Here is a 15,737-nt window from a genome sequence, read left to right as displayed (position 1 = left end):
GGGCCCCGGCGCCACCTGCGGCCCCGGCGAGACGCGGTACTCCGCCACCCCGCGCATCACCTCAGGCACCACCCGCACCCACTCCGGCGTCGCAGGCAGCGCGGGGTGGCCCGTCCGCGGTTCCGTGGACGGGCCACCCGCTACCCGGCAGGCGACTCACGCCTCCCTGCCGTCACCACCCTTCCGCGCGGTGGTCCGTCCCCTCCGGCGGGCCACCGCGCGGTGCGGATGCGGAGTTTCAGCGGAATTCCGGGATCGCCGTGCTATCCGGGATCGCCGTGCTGTGCGCCTGCCGGGAATTCCGGAAGGCGCTCAGCGGGTGCCGGAGTGCGGCACGGCCAGTCGCGTACCGGGGAAAATCAGATCCGGATTCGCCCCGATCACGCGCTGGTTGAGCCGGTAGAATTCCTGCCAGCCCCAGCCGTGCGCGTAGGCGATTCCGCTCACCGTGTCCCCGGCATTGACGACGACCGTGCCGCCGGTACTCCTATGGCGCGCCAGTTTGTGGCGCTTCTCATGGGACTGCGGATGCCGGACCCGGCCGCGGGACGAGGGGGCGGCCTGCCGCTGCGGCGCGGGGCGGGCCTCGGCGCTCCGCGGAGTGCGGTGCGCGGTGGCCGAGTTGAGGCCCAGCGAGGCCGAGCAGGCCGGCCAGGCGCCCCAGCCCTGACGGGCCAGCACCCGCTCCGCCACCCTGATCTGCTGGGCCCGGGTCGCCCGCGCGGCCCGTGAGGCATAGGCGCCGCCGCCGAACGAGTGCCAGGTGGAGTGCGCGAACTGCAGTCCGCCGGAGAACCCGTTGCCCGTGTCGGTACGCCAGTTCCCGCCGCTCTCGCAGCCGGCCAGGCGGTCCCACGTCCCGCTCCGGGCCTCGGCGGACTGCCCGGTGGCCAGGTTCAGCGCACCGGCCGCCAGCAGGACCGCTGCCGCCGTGACACCCCGCGTCCCATAGCCCCGGAATTCACTCCGGGCCGTCGATTTCGCTACCTGAGGAAATTGCATGCCTTTACTCCCGTCGCTCGCCGCGCAGTTGCCTGGCAGTCATTCAGGAAACCTGGCGCCGTGCGGCGTATCGCGTTCGAATGGAGCTCGAACTGCGTTTTCCGCACGGCGCCATGAATTCGACGGGGAAGAGACAACCACGGCCCGAGTTGTTATCGGCAGAGCGCGCGGTAGCGCCGCCGCGATACGGCCTGCCCCCTTGCCGTCGGCGCCCGGCCGTGCCTGCGCACGGCGCACCTGTTCAGACGGGCCGGGGCGCACCGCTCAGGCCGTAGGCGCATGACCATCAGCGGCCCGGCGATCACCTGGTCGGCCGGGGGGTGTCCGCCGAGCGCAACCGGCGCACGTGATGCACGCGCTGCGCAGGTACGCATGCACCGCGCACGGGTCCCGGCGGTGTCACCGCGCGGCCAAGGGCGAGGGGCAGCAGGGCACCCGGCCGCACGGGTGGGGAGCGGTCTCCGCCAGGGGAGTTGTAGCGGCCCGGCCCACAGGTCGTACGGCGTCCCCGAACCGTCGCAGAGCGCGTCGGCCCCTGGCGTCCCCTACTCCGCTTCCTGCTGCGGGGGTTCCACCGGGAAGTGGATCGGACTCAGCAGGTACTGCGCACGCTCGGGGCTCGGCCGGTTGGACAGTCTCGGCGCGATGGCCGCGCGCAGCTCAGCGATCAGGCCGTCGAGTTCGGCCGGGCTGAGCCAGAGCGCATGCTGCCGGTAGCCCACCTGGTCGGCCACCGGGTCGGCCTCATCGCGGTCGAGATACGCGTTGAACTCGGCCAGGAGAGCGGTCATCGCGGTGGCGAAAGCCTGCCGATGGTCCTCGGGGGTGAGTGTGCGGAGAGTATCGGAGCCGATCACCGACCGGTCCCGGCGCAGCCGGTAGTGCCGCTGCACCCCGCCTCGCACCCTTCGCTCCTCAGCCACTTCCAGGACTCCGCCGGCCGCCAGCAGCTCGATGTGGCGGTAGACGGTGGCCTTGGAGGCCTCGGGAATGCGGGCGCAGAGCTGAGCGGTGGTCAGCAGCCGGTCACCGCCCATCGCATGAACGATCCGCAGCCGGATGGGGTGGGCGAGCAGCTCCAGAGAATCCATGCCCGAACTTTCTCACGACTGCTACCTTTCTCAAATATGAGAACGAATGAGTTGAAGGCGCTGGAGGCGGCGCAGGGCCTGGCCGCGCTGCTGCGGGCGGAGCGTTTCGCCGAGCTGGTGGAGTTGTTCGCGCCGCCGCTGCGCGCTGCGGTCTCCGCGGACGCGTTGCGGCTCGCGTGGGCGGCGGAGTCGGCCGGACGGGGCCACGTCACAGAGATCGGGGAGCCGGTGAGTGCGGCCGGTGAGACCGGACCGGTGCGGGTGCACATCCCCGTGACGTGCGCCGACGGCAACTTCACCGTGGTCACGTCGGTGGGCGGTGACGGCCTGCTGCACGGCCTGCGACTCGATCCGGACGCCGGCGCCGAGTGGCAGCCGCCGCATGACGCGGACCCGGACCGGTTCCTTGAGCGGGACGTCCTGCTCGGCACCGGGCCGCTCGCCGTGCCCGGAACGCTGAGCCTGCCCGAGGGCCCCGGGCCGTGGCCCGCTGTGGTGCTGCTCAGCGGCGGCGGCGCGTTCGACCGGGACGGGAGCTGTGGCCCGAACAAGCCGCTCAAGGACCTCGCTTGGGGGCTCGCCTCCCGGCAGGTGGCCGTGGTGCGTTTCGACAAGATCACCTTCACACGGCCGGACCGTCTGCCCTCGGACTTCACCATGGCCGACGAGTACCTGCCACATGCGCTGGCCGCCGTCCGGCTGCTCCGGCAGCAGCCCGCGGTGGACCCGGACCGCATCCACCTCCTCGGCCACAGCATGGGCGGCAAGGTGGCACCCAGGATCGCCGCCGCCGACCCCTCGATCGCCGGCCTGGTCCTGCTCGCGGCGGACGCGCAGCCGATGCATGAGGCGGCCGTCCGGGTGGCCCGTTATCTCTCCGCGCTCGCCCCCCACCCCGGCGCGGACGAGGCGGTGGCGGCGCTCGCCCGGCAGGCCGCGCTGGTAGCGGGCCCCGAACTCACGCCTGACACCCCGTCGGAGCTGCTGCCGCTCGGGCTCTCCGCCGCCTACTGGCTCGACCTGCGTGGCTACGATCCGGTGGCCACGGCAGCCGGACTGGCCTGCCCGATGCTGATTCTGCAGGGCGGGCGGGACTACCAGGTGACCGTCACCGACGATCTGACGCGCTGGCGGGACGCCCTTGCGGACCGCCCCGAGGTGGCGATCAGCATCCACCCGGACGCCAACCACCTCTTCTTTTCCGGCCGGGGCCGGCCCACCCCGGCTGAGTACGCGTTGCCGGGGCATGTCGACACCGCGGTAGTGGACGAGATCGCCACCTGGCTGGCGCGACGGTAGGCGAAGCATGACCCCTGTGGGGCGGCAGCGAGGTGGCGATCTCACGGATGCCGCGTGGGAAGGACTGAGGCCGCTCCTGCCGGTGCGCGACGGAGACGCGGGCGTTGTCGGGAAAGGGCCTGGCGCGTGGAGGCGGGCGGCCCCCACCCTCGTGCGCGCCCACCGGCACGCGGCCGCCGCCCGTACCGGACGCCACCCCGCCGCCGAGGCACGCCGGACCACAGGAGGACGAGGCGACGGCCAAGCAGGTCGAGAGGCCGTGCCACGGTCTGGCGGTGGTGGCGAACGAGATGAGCGCGTGGCGGTGGTGGCGAACGGGATGAGCGCTTGGGCCCGGCCGGACAGCTCCCCGGCGCAGAGCCACCGACATGACAGCCCGACCCCGCTGTGGTCCCTTGGGAAGGAGGGGGGTTCCGGCCCGGGAGGCTGCCATGGCCGAGGTGGATGTGCTGGTCGTCGGGGCGGGGCCGGTCGGGTTGACGGCGGCGTGTGAGCTGCGGCGGCGTGGGGTGCGGTGCCGTGTCGTCGACCGGCTGTCCGCGCCGCAGCCGTTCGCCAAGGCGGTGGGGGTGCAGCCCCGGACGCTGGAGATCTGGGACCGGATGGGGGTGGCGCGGGAGGCCCTGGCCGCCGCGGCTCCGCTCCGGGGACAGCTGATCTATGTCAACGGTACGGAGCAGGCGCGGATCGAGCTGTCCCTGCCGCCGGATGTGCCCTACCGCTTCGCCGCCCTTCCGCAGTACGCCACCGAACGCATCCTCGCGGAACTGCTCGCGCGCTGGGGCTCCCATGTCGAACGCGGCACGGAGCTGGTGAGCTTCGAGCAGGACGCCGACGAGGTCCGGGTCTGTCTCGCGCTGCCGTCCGGCGCCCAGGAGTGGGTGAGCGCGGGCTTCCTCCTCGGGTGCGACGGCGCCCACAGCGCCGTCCGCAAGGGGCTCGGGCTGCGCTTCGAGGGCGGTTCCTTCCCCGAGGAGTACATGCTGGGCGACGTCGAGGTCGACTGGGAGCTGCCGCCCGGCTACGCGGTCCGGGCCATGCATCAGAGTGACGGACGCACCGACGACCTGCTGGTCTGCATCCCGCTGCCCGGCCGCAACCGCTACCGGATGTCCATGCTCGTCCCGCCCGAACTCTCCCTGTCACCACAGCCGGGAGGGGACGAGGTGGCGCACGGTCTGGAGTCCGGCCCCACCCCCGGCCTCCCGCACATCCAGGCTGTCCTGGACCGGCTCGCACCGCAGCCGACCCAGGCCTCCGCGCTCCGCTGGTCCTCGGTCTTCCGTATCAGCCACCGTTTGGTGGACCGCTACGGGGAGGGCCGGGTGTTCGTCGCGGGAGACGCCGCCCACATCCACCCGCCCACCGGGGCCCAGGGCATGAACACCGGCATCCAGGACGCCTACAACCTGGCGTGGAAGGTGGCCCTGGCGGTGCGGTCGACCGCGAGAGCGGGGCTGCTGAGCAGCTACGACGTCGAGCGCCGTCCCGTGGGTGAGGAAGTGGTGCAGCGGACGGTCCGGCACGCCGGCGGTGGCGTCCAGGCGGACCCCGACGATCCGTCGACGGTGATCCGTCGCGAGGCCCAGCTGCTCGTCGGCTACCGCGGCAGCCCGATCGTCGGGCCGGACGGGCCGCCGCGCCAGGGCCCCGCCGCCGGTGACCGCGCACCGGACTGCGACGGCCTCCGGCACGACCTCACCACCTTCCCGTTCCGCCTTTTCGACCTGCTGCGCGGACAGGAGCACACCCTGCTGCTCTACGCGGACGACGAGGCCCAACTGGCGCCGTACGACGAGGTGGTGGCGTCGGCGCGGCGCGCGGCGCAGGGGCAGCTGGGCGTCTGGCTGATCGCCGCTTGGCGGCTCGGGACGGACGGTCTGCCGCTGCCCGTCGTCCGCGACAGCCTCGGCACGTTCCGGCGGAACTACGGCGCACGCGGCGGCGAGGGGTTCCTCATTCGTCCCGACGGCTATCTGGGGCTGCGTGACGCCCCGGTGAGCGGCCCGCGGCTGGCGGAGCACCTCGCCCTGACCTTCGGCGGATGAGGCCGCGCGGCGCGGGCCCTACGCGCCGCCGGCCACCGGCCAGGCCTCGACCAGCAGCCGCCCGTCTCCGTCCTGGTCCAGGGCGCGGAAGGCCTCCGCCGCCTGGGCGTCCGAGTGCCCCGCCGCGCGGTGGACCACGGTGAAGTCCTCCTGGCTGACCACACCGTCCCCGTCGGAGTCGGCGAGGGCGATGGTCGCGGCGACCGACGGCCCGACGACGTTGCCGAGCGCCCCGGACGCGCTCGCGTGCGCGAACGCCTCGACGAACTGCTTCCGGTCCAGCCGCCCCATGGCGTCGATCCGCGCCAGCGCGGCGAGCTGCTCGAAGGTGTGCCGCATCCCCGCATCCAGCGCCCGCGCCTTGGGAGAGTCCGCCGGCTCGCCCACCGCCTCCGTCAGCAGCCGTGCGCGGTCGGTGAAGTCCTGTGCGGTCAGATAGCCGTCGCCGTCGGTGTCGTACAGGGTGAAGCGGTGCTCGTACTCCGCGCGCAGCGCATCGGTGATCATGCGTCATCCCTTCTGAGCGGGGGTGACTCCTGACGGAGCCCGGGAGACGGACGGCCACGGGCGCCGCGACCGTCCGACACGAGCACATTAAGTGGTGGTGCGACAGCGGAGGGTCATCGGCAGGGGCGTGTTCGTCGCCTCGGTCCGTCGTCCCGTCGTGGCGGAAAAGCTGCGGTGCCGCACGGGGAGATCACCTATGATCGCCGTCAAATTGAACATCTGTCGCAGTCGCCCGCACAGGCGGATATTTCTCCGCCCCCTCCGACCAGGGCGACAGCGCGGGGGGAAGGAAATCTCGCATGAAGTCATCCCGTTCACGGCGTCGTCTCGCCGGCGCCGCGGCCGCCGCGGTCCTGGCCGGTGCCGGAGTCCTGGTCGCCGCCCCGTCGGCGGTCGCCAAGGCCAACCTCCTGGCCATCGACAAGGTCTCGCTGCACGAGCCCGGCCTGCAGGTGAAGGTCACCTACTCCTGCGACGCCGGCCTCACCCACCAGCTGGTCGCCAACGCCTTCAAGGTCAGCGGGCCCCGCCACGACACGTCGAACGCCGCCGGCACCGTCAAGGCGGACAAGCTCGTCTGCGACTACGACGACCACACGGCGCTGGTGAACCTGCGCCCGTCCGCCGTCTCGCACTTCGCCAAGGGCGACAAGATCAAGGTCACCGTCTTCTACTTCGACGACGACGGCTTCAGCTACGCCTACCAGAAGAAGGTCGTGGTGCTGTAGGCGGCCGTCCCGCTTCCCCGGCGGACCGGACGCCGTGCCGTCCGCCGGGGAGCGGATCACGTATCAGATATTTCGGGTCGGTCACGCCTGCAACCGGCGGGTCGGGCAAACAGTCCTACGGGGCATGAAAAGACGACTGAACCTGCGTGTCCTGCGGTCCGGCGCCGGTCGTCGGGCGGGCGCGGCGCTCGCCGTGACGGCGCTGACCGTTCCGCTGACGGTGGCCTTCGGCTCCACGGCCCAGGCCGCCACCGCTTCTTCGTGCACCGCGGCCCGCGGCCCGTACCAGAAGCAGGCCGAGAAGTTCCTCGGGCTGCCGGTGGACGGCCGGCAGTCCACCGCCGACTGCCGGGCGATCCGGGCCTTCCAGACCAGCCACGGCATCACCCCGAACATCGGCTACGCCGGGCCCGTCACCTGGGGCGTGATGCGCGTCGTGGCCCAGCAGCAGGCCGCGGGGCACAACCCCAACAAGGCCGGTAACTGCCCCACGAACAAGGGGCGGATAGCCTGCGTCGACCTGACCCGCCAGCTCAGCTGGATTCAGGACGGCACGAAGCTGGTCTTCGGGCCGGTCCCGGTCCGTACGGGCCGCGACGGATACGAGACCCGTACCGGCGCCAAGAAGGTCTACTGGCGCCATCTGCACCATGTGTCGACGATCTACCACGTGCCCATGCCGTACAGCCAGTTCTTCGACGGCGGGCAGGCGTTCCACTCCATCAGCGGCAGCGTCTGGTCGGCGCCCGGCTCGCACGGCTGCGTCAACATGCGCAGCAACGACGCCAAGAAGTACTGGTCCCTGCTCAAGAACGGCGATGACGTCTACGTCTACGGCCGTAAGCCCGGCACCTGACGCGGCATCGGTCCGGCCGGACACCGCCACGGACCGCCGGCGCGAGCCCGCTACGCCGGCTTCTGGGTGGCGGGCGCGGACGGCAGCGCACAGGCCGCCGTCCCGCCCGGCATCCGGTGCCGGTTGCGCGCGATCAGCCGGTAGACCCCATGGGCGATCCAGCGCACCGGCGGGAGCGTGAGCAACGCGCCCACGACCGGCCACCCGCACGGTGCGCTCAGCAGCAGCTTGGCGACCGCCTGCGCGCCACCGTGCACCGCCCCGGCCGGTGTCACCCACAGCACCTCGTGCTCGGCACGCCGGCGGCTGACGCCCAGCTCCGCGAGGTCGGCGAACTGCCAGGGCGTGGCCGCGCAGCGCGGACGCAGCCACCGCTGCGCGAACCGCACCGAGGACGTGCAGAAGGCGCAGTCGCCGTCATAGACGAGTACGGGTTGCCGCCGCATGGTCCGGTCCCCCTCGCGCCGGTGGAATGCCCTGACATGCGCCAGGTTACCGGGCGGGAAATCCGGGTGCCGTTGGGCTCATCTGTGGGTGTCAGTCGGCCAGCAGGTTGTACAGGGCCATCGGTGTCACATAGCCCGGCCAGCGGCCGTCGGCGAACAGATGGACACCGGCGTCCTGATAGACCTGATCGACGAGTTGGGAGCAGATCATGTGCCGGGTGCTGGCCACATAGCGGCGCAGCCCCGGGAGGGGCAGGTGGAAGCGGTGTGCGGCGATCGCCAGGTAGTCGAGGAAGCTGTAGGGCACCCCGACGTAGGCGGAGGCCGCCGTGCAGAGGGCGGTGCGCTGCCGCTCGGTGAGCCCTTCCGGGCAGACGTACAGCACATCGGTGCCGTCGTACGTGGTGAGCGGCGCGATCCGGGAACCGCCCGGCTGGGCCTCCAGCAGCCGGTCGCCGGGCAGTACGAGAAAGGCGTGCTGGTAGTCGGCGAAGCCGTCTCCGTTGAGCCATTGTCCGAAGCGGATCAGCCGGCCGGTGAGGCCGGATATCCGGGTGAGTCCGATGTCGCCGGGCAGGGGATGCGTGTGCCTCATGAGCAGCTCCCGGGAGCACAAGGGGGGTTCCTGGATTCCTACCCGGTGTCCGGCCCCGCGCACCGCGTCCGGGGGCATGCCGCACCGCGGATTCCGGGCCAACCCGCCTTCTCCGTGGGGCAGATGGTGAGGACGGACAGCAGTGGGGAAGGGGCCTGCGGAAGGGGGGCGGGGTACGGGGCCCGTGCCGGACGGCGGCCCGCGCCCGTCCCGGAGGCAAGGCCCCTCGACGGCCGGCTGCGGGCCGAGGACGTCGCCCGCGCGGTCGTCTTCATGGTCACCCAGCCGCCTCATGTGGCGGTCAACGAGATCGCGGTGCGGCCCACCGCCCAGGAACGCTGACCACCCGGCACCCGGCACCCGGCACCCGGCCGCGTCCGCCGGTACGGCCCGAGGAGAGACCCGTGCGACTCCTGCTCCTGTCCGACACCCATCTGCCCCGGCGCGCCAAGGTGCTGCCGCCCCGGCTGCTCTACGAGGTGCCGCGCGCCGACGTCGTGGTGCACGCCGGCGACTGGGTCGACACCGCCACCCTGGACCTGCTGACGGCCCGCGCCCGGCGGCTGATCGGGGTGTACGGCAACAACGACGGCCCGGAACTGCGGGCGCGGCTGCCCGAGGTGGCGTACGCGGAACTGGCGGGCGTACGGCTCGGCGTGGTGCACGAGACCGGCGGCGCGCGAGGGCGGGAGCGCCGGTGCGCCGAACGGTTCCCCGGCCTCGATGTGCTGGTGTTCGGGCACAGTCACATCCCCTGGGACTCCACGGCCGGCGACCGGCTGCGGCTGCTCAACCCGGGCTCGCCGACCGACCGCCGGCGGCAGCCCTACTGCACCTACATGACGGCGGAGATCACGGCGGGCCGGCTCACGGCGGTGGAACTGCACCGCCTGCCCCGCGGACGGTGAGCGCGCGGCGGCCGGCCGCCCCGCCCGGCCGGCCGCCCCGCCCGGCCGGGTGCTCAACGACCGAGCAGGCCACGCACATAGGCCGCCTGCCCGGCGTGCTGGAGGTCGTCGGCGACGACGCTGACGAGCCGGACGCCCAGGGTGACCGGCGGCGTCCAGGCGCGGTCGACGACGCGCTTCATGTCCTTGTCGTCGACCCCGGCGAGGTACTGCACGGTGTTGTCGTGCACCGCGCCGTGATAGTCCGTCAGCAGCTCGGCGGTCAGCTCCCGTACCGCCGCGACCTGCTTGCCCGTGTGGCCGTATCCGGTGTCGTCGGGGTCGAAGGGGAGCCCGAAGCGGTCGTACCAGCCGTCCGCGGTCCAGATCTGCTCGGTGCCGGCCACCCCGGCGACATGGTCGTCCTGGATGCGGGTGAGGTGCCAGACCAGCCAGCCGACCGAGTTGGCGCCGTCCTCGGGACGGGTGGCGAGCTCCTCCGGGTCGAGCCCGGTGACCGCGTCCTCGACGCTCTCCCGGATACGTCCGAAGGCGTCGACGAGCAGGTCCGTGCTGGCGTTCATGGCGGGCTCCTTTGCGGCGGCGGAGGGCTGCACGCGGAGACTCCGCGGACAACCGGTACCGGTGGACCGATGTGCCGCGCTCCCGCGGCGGTCGGGCACCCCGGAGGGCATCAGCCCCGGCAGCCCGCCCATGGTCGCAAGCGGAACGCGGGAAACGGCGAGGGGCAGGCCGAAAGGCGGCATTTCGGCCTTGTTACGGTGATCCGGCTCAGGAAAGTGAGCCCGTTCGCGTGATCCGGTGTCACCCCCGGTGACAGGGCGGTGCGTTGTCCTGCGTACGTTCTCCCGGATCTCCCCGAACACGAAGGTTCCCGTATGAGCCGCGCCCCGGCCGCCCGCGCCGTCACCGACATACTCCAGCCCCGCAACGTCCTCCTCACCGGAATGCTCGGTATCGGATGGGCGGCCGCGGGGGACTGGACCGGCATCCTGTGGGGTCTGCTGGGGGCGCTGTGCGCCGGGCTCGTCCCGGCCGGCTACATCGAATGGGAACGCCGGCGCGGGACATGGGGCGACCGGCACGTCGTGGACCGCAGGAAGCGGGCGCCGATCTTCCTCGTCATCCTGGCGTCCATCGGCGCCGGGACGCTCGTCATGCTCCTCGGGCGGGCGCCGGCCGGCATCCTGGTCGCGATGCTCGCCCTGTGGGCGATGACGGTCATTCTCCTGACGGTCAACACGGTCTGGAAGATCTCGGTGGACTCCGCGGTCGCCGCCGCGGTCGTCGCGCTGCTGGCGGTGGTGCACTCCCCGTGGTGGCTGGCGGCCGGTGCGCTGACGACCGCGGTGTGCTGGTCGCGGGTCGCGCTGGGGTACCACTCCGTCGCCCAGACCGTGGCCGGCGCCGCCCTCGGTGCCGCGACCGCGGCCGCGTTCCTGGCCGTCTGACCCGCGGGCGGGGGGCGGCGACGGCAGGAGCGCGCCCGGTGGCCGGGAAGCCACCGGGCGCTTCGGTGTCATACCGGGCGGCTCACCGCTCGGACGGTCCCGCCATCGCGGCCAGGACGGAGCGCCAGTCCTCGCCCGGCTGCAGGCGCAGGGAGCGGGACAGCCGGTCGGAGTGGTAGTGCCAGCGGTGGTCCAGGTCCGGATGGACCTCGTCCGTCTCGCGGATCTCGCTGTCGCTGCCGAGCAGTTCGGCCAGCGTGGCGGCGAGGTCCCGCCAGGTGACATGGCCGCTGACGGCGTTGGCGACGCCGTGCACGGGGGAGTCCAGGCAGGACACCACGGACCGGGCCAGGGCCGCGGCATGCACCCAGGCCGCACCGAACCAGGCATGACCGCCGGTGCCCGGCCGGGGCAGCTCGACCGGCCGGCCCTCCCGCGCGGCCTGGTAGAGCAGGCCGGTCGCGCCCCAGCGCAGCTGGTCCCGCAGCCGCTGGTGCGGGCCCCAGACGAGAGGGGAGCGGACGGCGCTCGCCCCGCCCCGGCCCTGGGAACCTGCGGCCCCCAGCAGCAGCGCCTCACAGTCCAGCTTCGCCTGTCCGTACGGGCTCAGCGGCTGGGCCGAGGCGGACTCCTCCGCCACCCACTCACCGGCCGGGTGCCCGTAGGCGTCCACGCTGCTGACGAAGACGAACGGGCCGCGCGACCAGGCACCGACCATCGCCGCCATCGCGGTCACATCGACCTCGGGACGCGTGAAGGTACAGGCCGCGTGGATCACCGCGTCGGCGCCGTCGACGGCCTTGCGCAGCCCGTCCAGGTCGGTGAGGTCGCCCTCGATGACGTCCACCCCGTCTCCGGCGACCAGATGCGCGGACTCGGGGCGGGCCAGGGCCAGCACCGGGCGTCCCTGGGCGGCCAGTTCGCGCAGCACGAACGCGCCGACGCCGCCGGTGCCGCCGGTGACCAGCACCGTGCCCTCACGCGAGCGCCGTGGACCGGACGAGGTGACCGCGGGCGCGGCGGCCCGCTCCGCGGCGCGGGTGTCCAGCAGCGCGGTGACCGCGCGCGGGGTGCGGGCCTGCATGATGTCCAGCCCGGTCAGCGGCAGCTTCAGCGACCCGCGCAGCCGTTCGGCGAGCTGGACGGCGACCAGCGAGTGCCCGCCGAGGAGGAAGAAGTCCTCGTCCGGCCCCGCCGGTCGGCCCAGCAGCGCGCGGAAGCCCTCGGCCACCGCCTCGGCGCAGGCGCCTTCCGGCGCGGGCGCGGACGGCATTCCGGGCAGCCGGGACACGTCGGGCGCGCCGTCGGCCGTCCGCGGCAGCGTGTCCAGCAGGGTCACCACGGCGGGCACCCGTTCCGGTGCCAGCGCGGCCCGCAGCCGGGAGCGGAGTTCGGCCGGTGCGGGGCCGCCGATCTCGCGCAGCACGGCGTACGCCAGCAGGGGCCCGCCGGCCGGCTCCAGCACCGCGGCGTCGGCCACCCCGGGGTGTGACCGCAGCAGCGCCTCGGCCGGATGCAGGTCGGCGGGATGCGCGTCGGCACCGTCCCGCGGCGCCGGCACCGCACCGGGCAACCGGGAGAGCCGCAGGTCCGGTTCGTCCGCGACCGCGGTGAGCAGCGCGGCGTAGTGCGCACCGAGACCGGCCGCCGCCTCCTCGTCCAGCGCGGTCCGGCCGTACTGGACGAGCCCGGCGGGGGCGTCGGTGTCCACCAGACCGAAGGAGAGGTCGAACTTGGCCTCGGCGGGGCCGACCTCGACGTACTCGCCCACCGTGCCCGGCAGCCGCAGCGTGGTGGGTTCCCCCAGCACGTCCGCGGTCACCCGGATCAGGGCCGTGCCGTCCGTGCCGCGGGCACCGGCGCCGAGCCGCTCCAGGATGAGGTCGAAGGGCACCTCGCGGCCCTCCTGGGCGTCGAGCAGCGCCTCCCGCACCCGCTCCACGAGCGTGGTGAACGACGGGTCGCCGCCCGTGTGCACCCGTACCGGGAGGGTGTTGACACACAGTCCGACCAGCCCGCGCATCTCCGCGCCCTGCCGGTGGCTGCCCGCCACCCCGATCACCAGGTCGTCCTGGCCGGTGAAGCGGTGCAGGGCGGCGAAGGCCGCGGCGAGGGCCACGGTGAACAGGGTGGCCCGGCGGCCGCGGCCCAGCGCGCGCAGCGCCGCCGGGACCCGCGGGTCGAGCGGGACGGTGTGCGTACCGGCGGGCCGGGCGCCGCTGTCGGCCGGCGGGTGCGCCGGGCGGGGCAGCCGCAGCGGGGCGACTCCCGCGAGGCGGTCCTCCCAGTGGCGCAGGCCCTGTTCGAGGCGGTCGGCGGCGGCCTGCTCCCGCCGGGCGAAGTCCGCGTACTGCGGCGGAGCCGGCTGCGGACCGGCCGTGGTGCCCTCCGTGGCGGCCGCGTAGAGCGCGGCGAGTTCACCGGCCACGGTCTCCAGCGAGGCGCCGTCCAGGGCGATGTGATGGAACGTCAGCAGCACGGTGTGGTCCTGCGGCCCGTGCCGCAGCACCAGCGCGCGCGGTACGGGACCGGCGGCGAGGTCGAACGGCCGGTGCGCCTCCTCGGCCAGCAGGGCGGCGGCACCGTCGGCGTCCGCCTCGACGACCCGCGGCGTGATCGCTTCCGGGGCCGGCAGCACCTCCTGGTAGGGCTCACCGTCCCGCTGCCCGTACCGGGTGCGCAGGATCTCGTGGCGGCGCACCAGCGAGGTCAGCGCGGCGGCCAGCGCGTCGAGGTCGAGCGGACCGCGCAGCCGGGTGGCGAACGGCACGCTGTACGAGGCGCCGCCCCCGCCCAGCCGGTCCATCAGCCACATCCGGCGCTGGGCGTGGGAGAGCGGCGCGGGACCCTGGTGGACCGCCTCGGGGACGGGTGCGGGGCGGGCGGCGCGGGAGCGCGCCCGGCGCAGCAGCTCCTCCTGGAGTGCCGCGGCGGCGGGGGTGTCAGTGGCCATCGGTGTCCTCCGGGGCGCCGGGGCGCAGATCGCTGTGCAGGGCGAGCAGCGCACGCTCGACCAGCGCGGCATGACCCGCCACGGTGGGGGCGGCGAAGAAGTCGGCGAGGGTCAGCTCGACGCCGAGCTCCTCGCGCAGGTCGTCGGTGACGGCGAGGGCCAGCAGCGAGTGGCCGCCCAGCGCGAGGAAGTCGGCGTCCGCGCGGGTGACCTCGCGGCCCAGCGAACGGCTCCAGATCTCGGCGACCGCCTGCTCCAGCGGACCGAGCGGACCGGCCGGGACGTCGGACCCGTCCGCCGTGATCAGGTCCGTCAGGGCGCGGCGGTCGACCTTGCCGGAGGCGGTCAGCGGCAGCGCGTCCACGCACCGCACCTCGTCGGGCACCAGATGGGCGGGCAGCACGGCGGTGAGATGGTCGCGCAGGGCGTCGGGGCGGGGCACCGGACCGGGCGCGGCCACGACGAACGCGGCGAGCCGGGCGTCCTCGGGGGAGGGGCGGTGCACGGTCACGGCCGCGTCCGCCACCTCGGGCCGCTCCCGCAGGGCGTGCTCGATCTCGGCCGGTTCGATCCGGAAACCGCGGACCTTCACCTGGTCGTCCGTGCGGCCGTGGAACTCCAGGAGCCCGTCCGGGCGCCGGGAGACGAGGTCGCCGGTGCGGTAGAGGCGCCCCAGCTCCGGTTGGTGGACGAAGCGCTCGGCGGTCAGCTCCGGCCGCCCGGTGTAGCCGTGCGCCAGCCGGCTGCCGCCGATCCACAGTTCGCCCGGCACCCCGTCCCGGGCCGGCCGGCCGTCGTCGTCGAGGAGGTGCACGGTCGCACCGGCCACCGGCCGGCCGATGGGCACCTGGCCGTCACAGTCGGCGTCGGTGACACGGTGGGTGGTGGTGAAGGTCGTCGCCTCCGTCGGCCCGTAGCCGTTGACCAGCTCCAGCCAGGGGAAGGCGCGCAGCACCGCGCGGGCGTGGTGCGCGGACAGCGCCTCGCCGCCCACGACCACCGTGCGCAGCGCCGAGAAGATCCGGGAGCGGCGGCCCGCCAGCTGGTGGAAGAGCGCGGTGGTGAAGAAGGCGACGGTGACGCCGTGGCGCTCCACGTGCCGGGCCAGGTCCTCGAACGACGGCCGTTCCGCGGTGCACACCACCACCGCGGCGCCGTTGGCCAGCGCGCCCCACACCTCGAAGGTCGAGGCGTCGAAGGTCATCGGAGAGTGGAAGAGCACCCGGTCGCGGGCGGTGAGGGTGAGGTACGCCGGCGCGGAGACCAGCTCGGCGATCGCGTGGTGCGGTATGGCCACACCCTTGGGACGGCCGGTGGAACCCGAGGTGAACATGATGAACGCGGCGGAGTCCGGGCCCGGTTCGGCCGCCGGGAGCCGGTCGTCGTCCACCAGCGGCTCCGCCGGCAGCGCCAGGGTGGCGCCGCCCAGCTCCGCGGATTCCAGGAGCTTGCTGTCGCCGACGGTCAGCGTCGCACCCGCCTCGGCCGCCAGCGCCTCGGAACGGGCCCGCGGATGGGCCGGATCGAGCGGCACACACACGGCACCCGCCCACCACAGCGCGAGCTGCGCGACGACCGTCCGGGCGCTGCGGGGCATCAGCAGGGCGACGGAGTCACCCGCGCCGACACCGTGCGCCCGCAGATGCGCGGCCAGCGCCCGGGCGGACGAGACGAGCTGCGCATAGGTGAGCGTGCTGTCGCCGTCCGCCACGGCCAGGGCGTGCGGGGTCCGCGCGGCGTGCCGGGCCACGAGGGCCGGCAGACCGGCGGCGGGAGACGGAGTGCCTTCGGTGGGCACGGGGCCTTCCTTCCGGGTGTCGGGGGAGAACGGGGTCGCGGGGGTGCGGGCGGCC

The 15,737-nt window shown here is 73.8% G+C and carries 15 protein-coding genes; 7 read left to right on the top strand and 8 right to left on the bottom strand.

What is annotated here, in order from left to right; all coding sequences use genetic code 11:
* Positions 1 to 312: 312 nt before the first annotated feature.
* Together ACGFN2_RS11525 and ACGFN2_RS11520 are read right to left on the bottom strand one after the other, a co-directional pair.
* Positions 313 to 1,002, bottom strand: coding sequence for a transglycosylase family protein (locus ACGFN2_RS11525; RefSeq protein WP_393359392.1), 690 nt, complete (start codon positions 1,000 to 1,002; stop codon positions 313 to 315).
* A 545-nt stretch (positions 1,003 to 1,547) separates the two neighbouring features.
* The gene (locus ACGFN2_RS11520) at positions 1,548 to 2,093 is read right to left on the bottom strand and encodes a helix-turn-helix domain-containing protein (RefSeq protein WP_362614711.1); all 546 of its coding nucleotides are present in this window, start codon (positions 2,091 to 2,093) and stop codon (positions 1,548 to 1,550) included.
* A 36-nt stretch (positions 2,094 to 2,129) separates the two neighbouring features.
* On the opposite strand from ACGFN2_RS11520, the gene ACGFN2_RS11515 reads away from it, so the two are divergent.
* Positions 2,130 to 3,392 (top strand): alpha/beta hydrolase family protein, encoded by a 1,263-nt coding sequence (locus ACGFN2_RS11515; RefSeq protein WP_393359390.1) that lies wholly within the window; start codon positions 2,130 to 2,132, stop codon positions 3,390 to 3,392.
* Between the two features lie 431 nt (positions 3,393 to 3,823).
* Entirely contained in the window at positions 3,824 to 5,440 is a 1,617-nt protein-coding gene (locus ACGFN2_RS11510) for an FAD-dependent monooxygenase (protein WP_393359388.1), read from the top strand.
* An 18-nt stretch (positions 5,441 to 5,458) separates the two neighbouring features.
* Here the strand turns inward: ACGFN2_RS11510 and ACGFN2_RS11505 are convergent, their stop codons facing one another.
* A complete protein-coding gene (locus tag ACGFN2_RS11505; RefSeq protein WP_393359386.1) occupies positions 5,459 to 5,947 on the bottom strand; it encodes an EF-hand domain-containing protein in 489 nt (162 codons plus the stop codon).
* A gap of 299 nt (positions 5,948 to 6,246) precedes the next feature.
* Here ACGFN2_RS11505 and ACGFN2_RS11500 point away from each other — a divergent pair, with 299 nt between their 5' ends.
* Both ACGFN2_RS11500 and ACGFN2_RS11495 read left to right on the top strand, forming a co-directional pair.
* Positions 6,247 to 6,675, top strand: coding sequence for a hypothetical protein (locus ACGFN2_RS11500; RefSeq protein WP_393359384.1), 429 nt, complete (start codon positions 6,247 to 6,249; stop codon positions 6,673 to 6,675).
* A gap of 124 nt (positions 6,676 to 6,799) precedes the next feature.
* Positions 6,800 to 7,531 (top strand): L,D-transpeptidase family protein, encoded by a 732-nt coding sequence (locus ACGFN2_RS11495; protein WP_393359382.1) that lies wholly within the window; start codon positions 6,800 to 6,802, stop codon positions 7,529 to 7,531.
* 50 nt (positions 7,532 to 7,581) lie between these two features.
* On the opposite strand, the gene ACGFN2_RS11490 is transcribed toward ACGFN2_RS11495, so the two are convergent.
* Both ACGFN2_RS11490 and ACGFN2_RS11485 read right to left on the bottom strand, forming a co-directional pair.
* Positions 7,582 to 7,977, bottom strand: coding sequence for a thiol-disulfide oxidoreductase DCC family protein (locus ACGFN2_RS11490; protein WP_393359380.1), 396 nt, complete (start codon positions 7,975 to 7,977; stop codon positions 7,582 to 7,584).
* 91 nt (positions 7,978 to 8,068) lie between these two features.
* Complete coding sequence (locus ACGFN2_RS11485) at positions 8,069 to 8,572, bottom strand: hypothetical protein (protein ID WP_362614728.1); 504 nt, start codon at positions 8,570 to 8,572, stop codon at positions 8,069 to 8,071.
* 123 nt (positions 8,573 to 8,695) lie between these two features.
* On the opposite strand from ACGFN2_RS11485, the gene ACGFN2_RS11480 reads away from it, so the two are divergent.
* Together ACGFN2_RS11480 and ACGFN2_RS11475 are read left to right on the top strand one after the other, a co-directional pair.
* Complete coding sequence (locus tag ACGFN2_RS11480; RefSeq protein ID WP_393359378.1) at positions 8,696 to 8,914, top strand: hypothetical protein; 219 nt, start codon at positions 8,696 to 8,698, stop codon at positions 8,912 to 8,914.
* A gap of 62 nt (positions 8,915 to 8,976) precedes the next feature.
* A complete protein-coding gene (locus tag ACGFN2_RS11475) occupies positions 8,977 to 9,480 on the top strand; it encodes a metallophosphoesterase family protein (protein ID WP_393359376.1) in 504 nt (167 codons plus the stop codon).
* A gap of 53 nt (positions 9,481 to 9,533) precedes the next feature.
* Here ACGFN2_RS11475 and ACGFN2_RS11470 read toward each other — a convergent pair whose 3' ends face one another.
* Positions 9,534 to 10,043 carry a DUF664 domain-containing protein gene (locus ACGFN2_RS11470; protein WP_362609068.1) on the bottom strand — a complete coding sequence of 170 codons (510 nt, stop codon included), beginning with the start codon at positions 10,041 to 10,043 and terminating at the stop codon, positions 9,534 to 9,536.
* A gap of 315 nt (positions 10,044 to 10,358) precedes the next feature.
* Here ACGFN2_RS11470 and ACGFN2_RS11465 point away from each other — a divergent pair, with 315 nt between their 5' ends.
* The gene (locus ACGFN2_RS11465; RefSeq protein ID WP_393359373.1) at positions 10,359 to 10,931 is read left to right on the top strand and encodes a hypothetical protein; all 573 of its coding nucleotides are present in this window, start codon (positions 10,359 to 10,361) and stop codon (positions 10,929 to 10,931) included.
* Between the two features lie 82 nt (positions 10,932 to 11,013).
* Here the strand turns inward: ACGFN2_RS11465 and ACGFN2_RS11460 are convergent, their stop codons facing one another.
* Together ACGFN2_RS11460 and ACGFN2_RS11455 are read right to left on the bottom strand one after the other, a co-directional pair.
* Positions 11,014 to 13,884, bottom strand: coding sequence for a condensation domain-containing protein (locus ACGFN2_RS11460; RefSeq protein WP_393359371.1), 2,871 nt, complete (start codon positions 13,882 to 13,884; stop codon positions 11,014 to 11,016).
* Entirely contained in the window at positions 13,874 to 15,682 is a 1,809-nt protein-coding gene (locus ACGFN2_RS11455) for an amino acid adenylation domain-containing protein (RefSeq protein WP_393359369.1), read from the bottom strand. Before ACGFN2_RS11455 ends, ACGFN2_RS11460 begins: the two co-directional genes overlap by 11 nt.
* Between the last annotated feature and the right edge of the window lie 55 nt (positions 15,683 to 15,737).

This window comes from Streptomyces sp. NPDC048612, from assembly GCF_043199295.1.
GTDB lineage: Bacteria > Actinomycetota > Actinomycetes > Streptomycetales > Streptomycetaceae > Streptomyces.
This window is presented reverse-complemented; position numbering and strand designations above follow the sequence as displayed.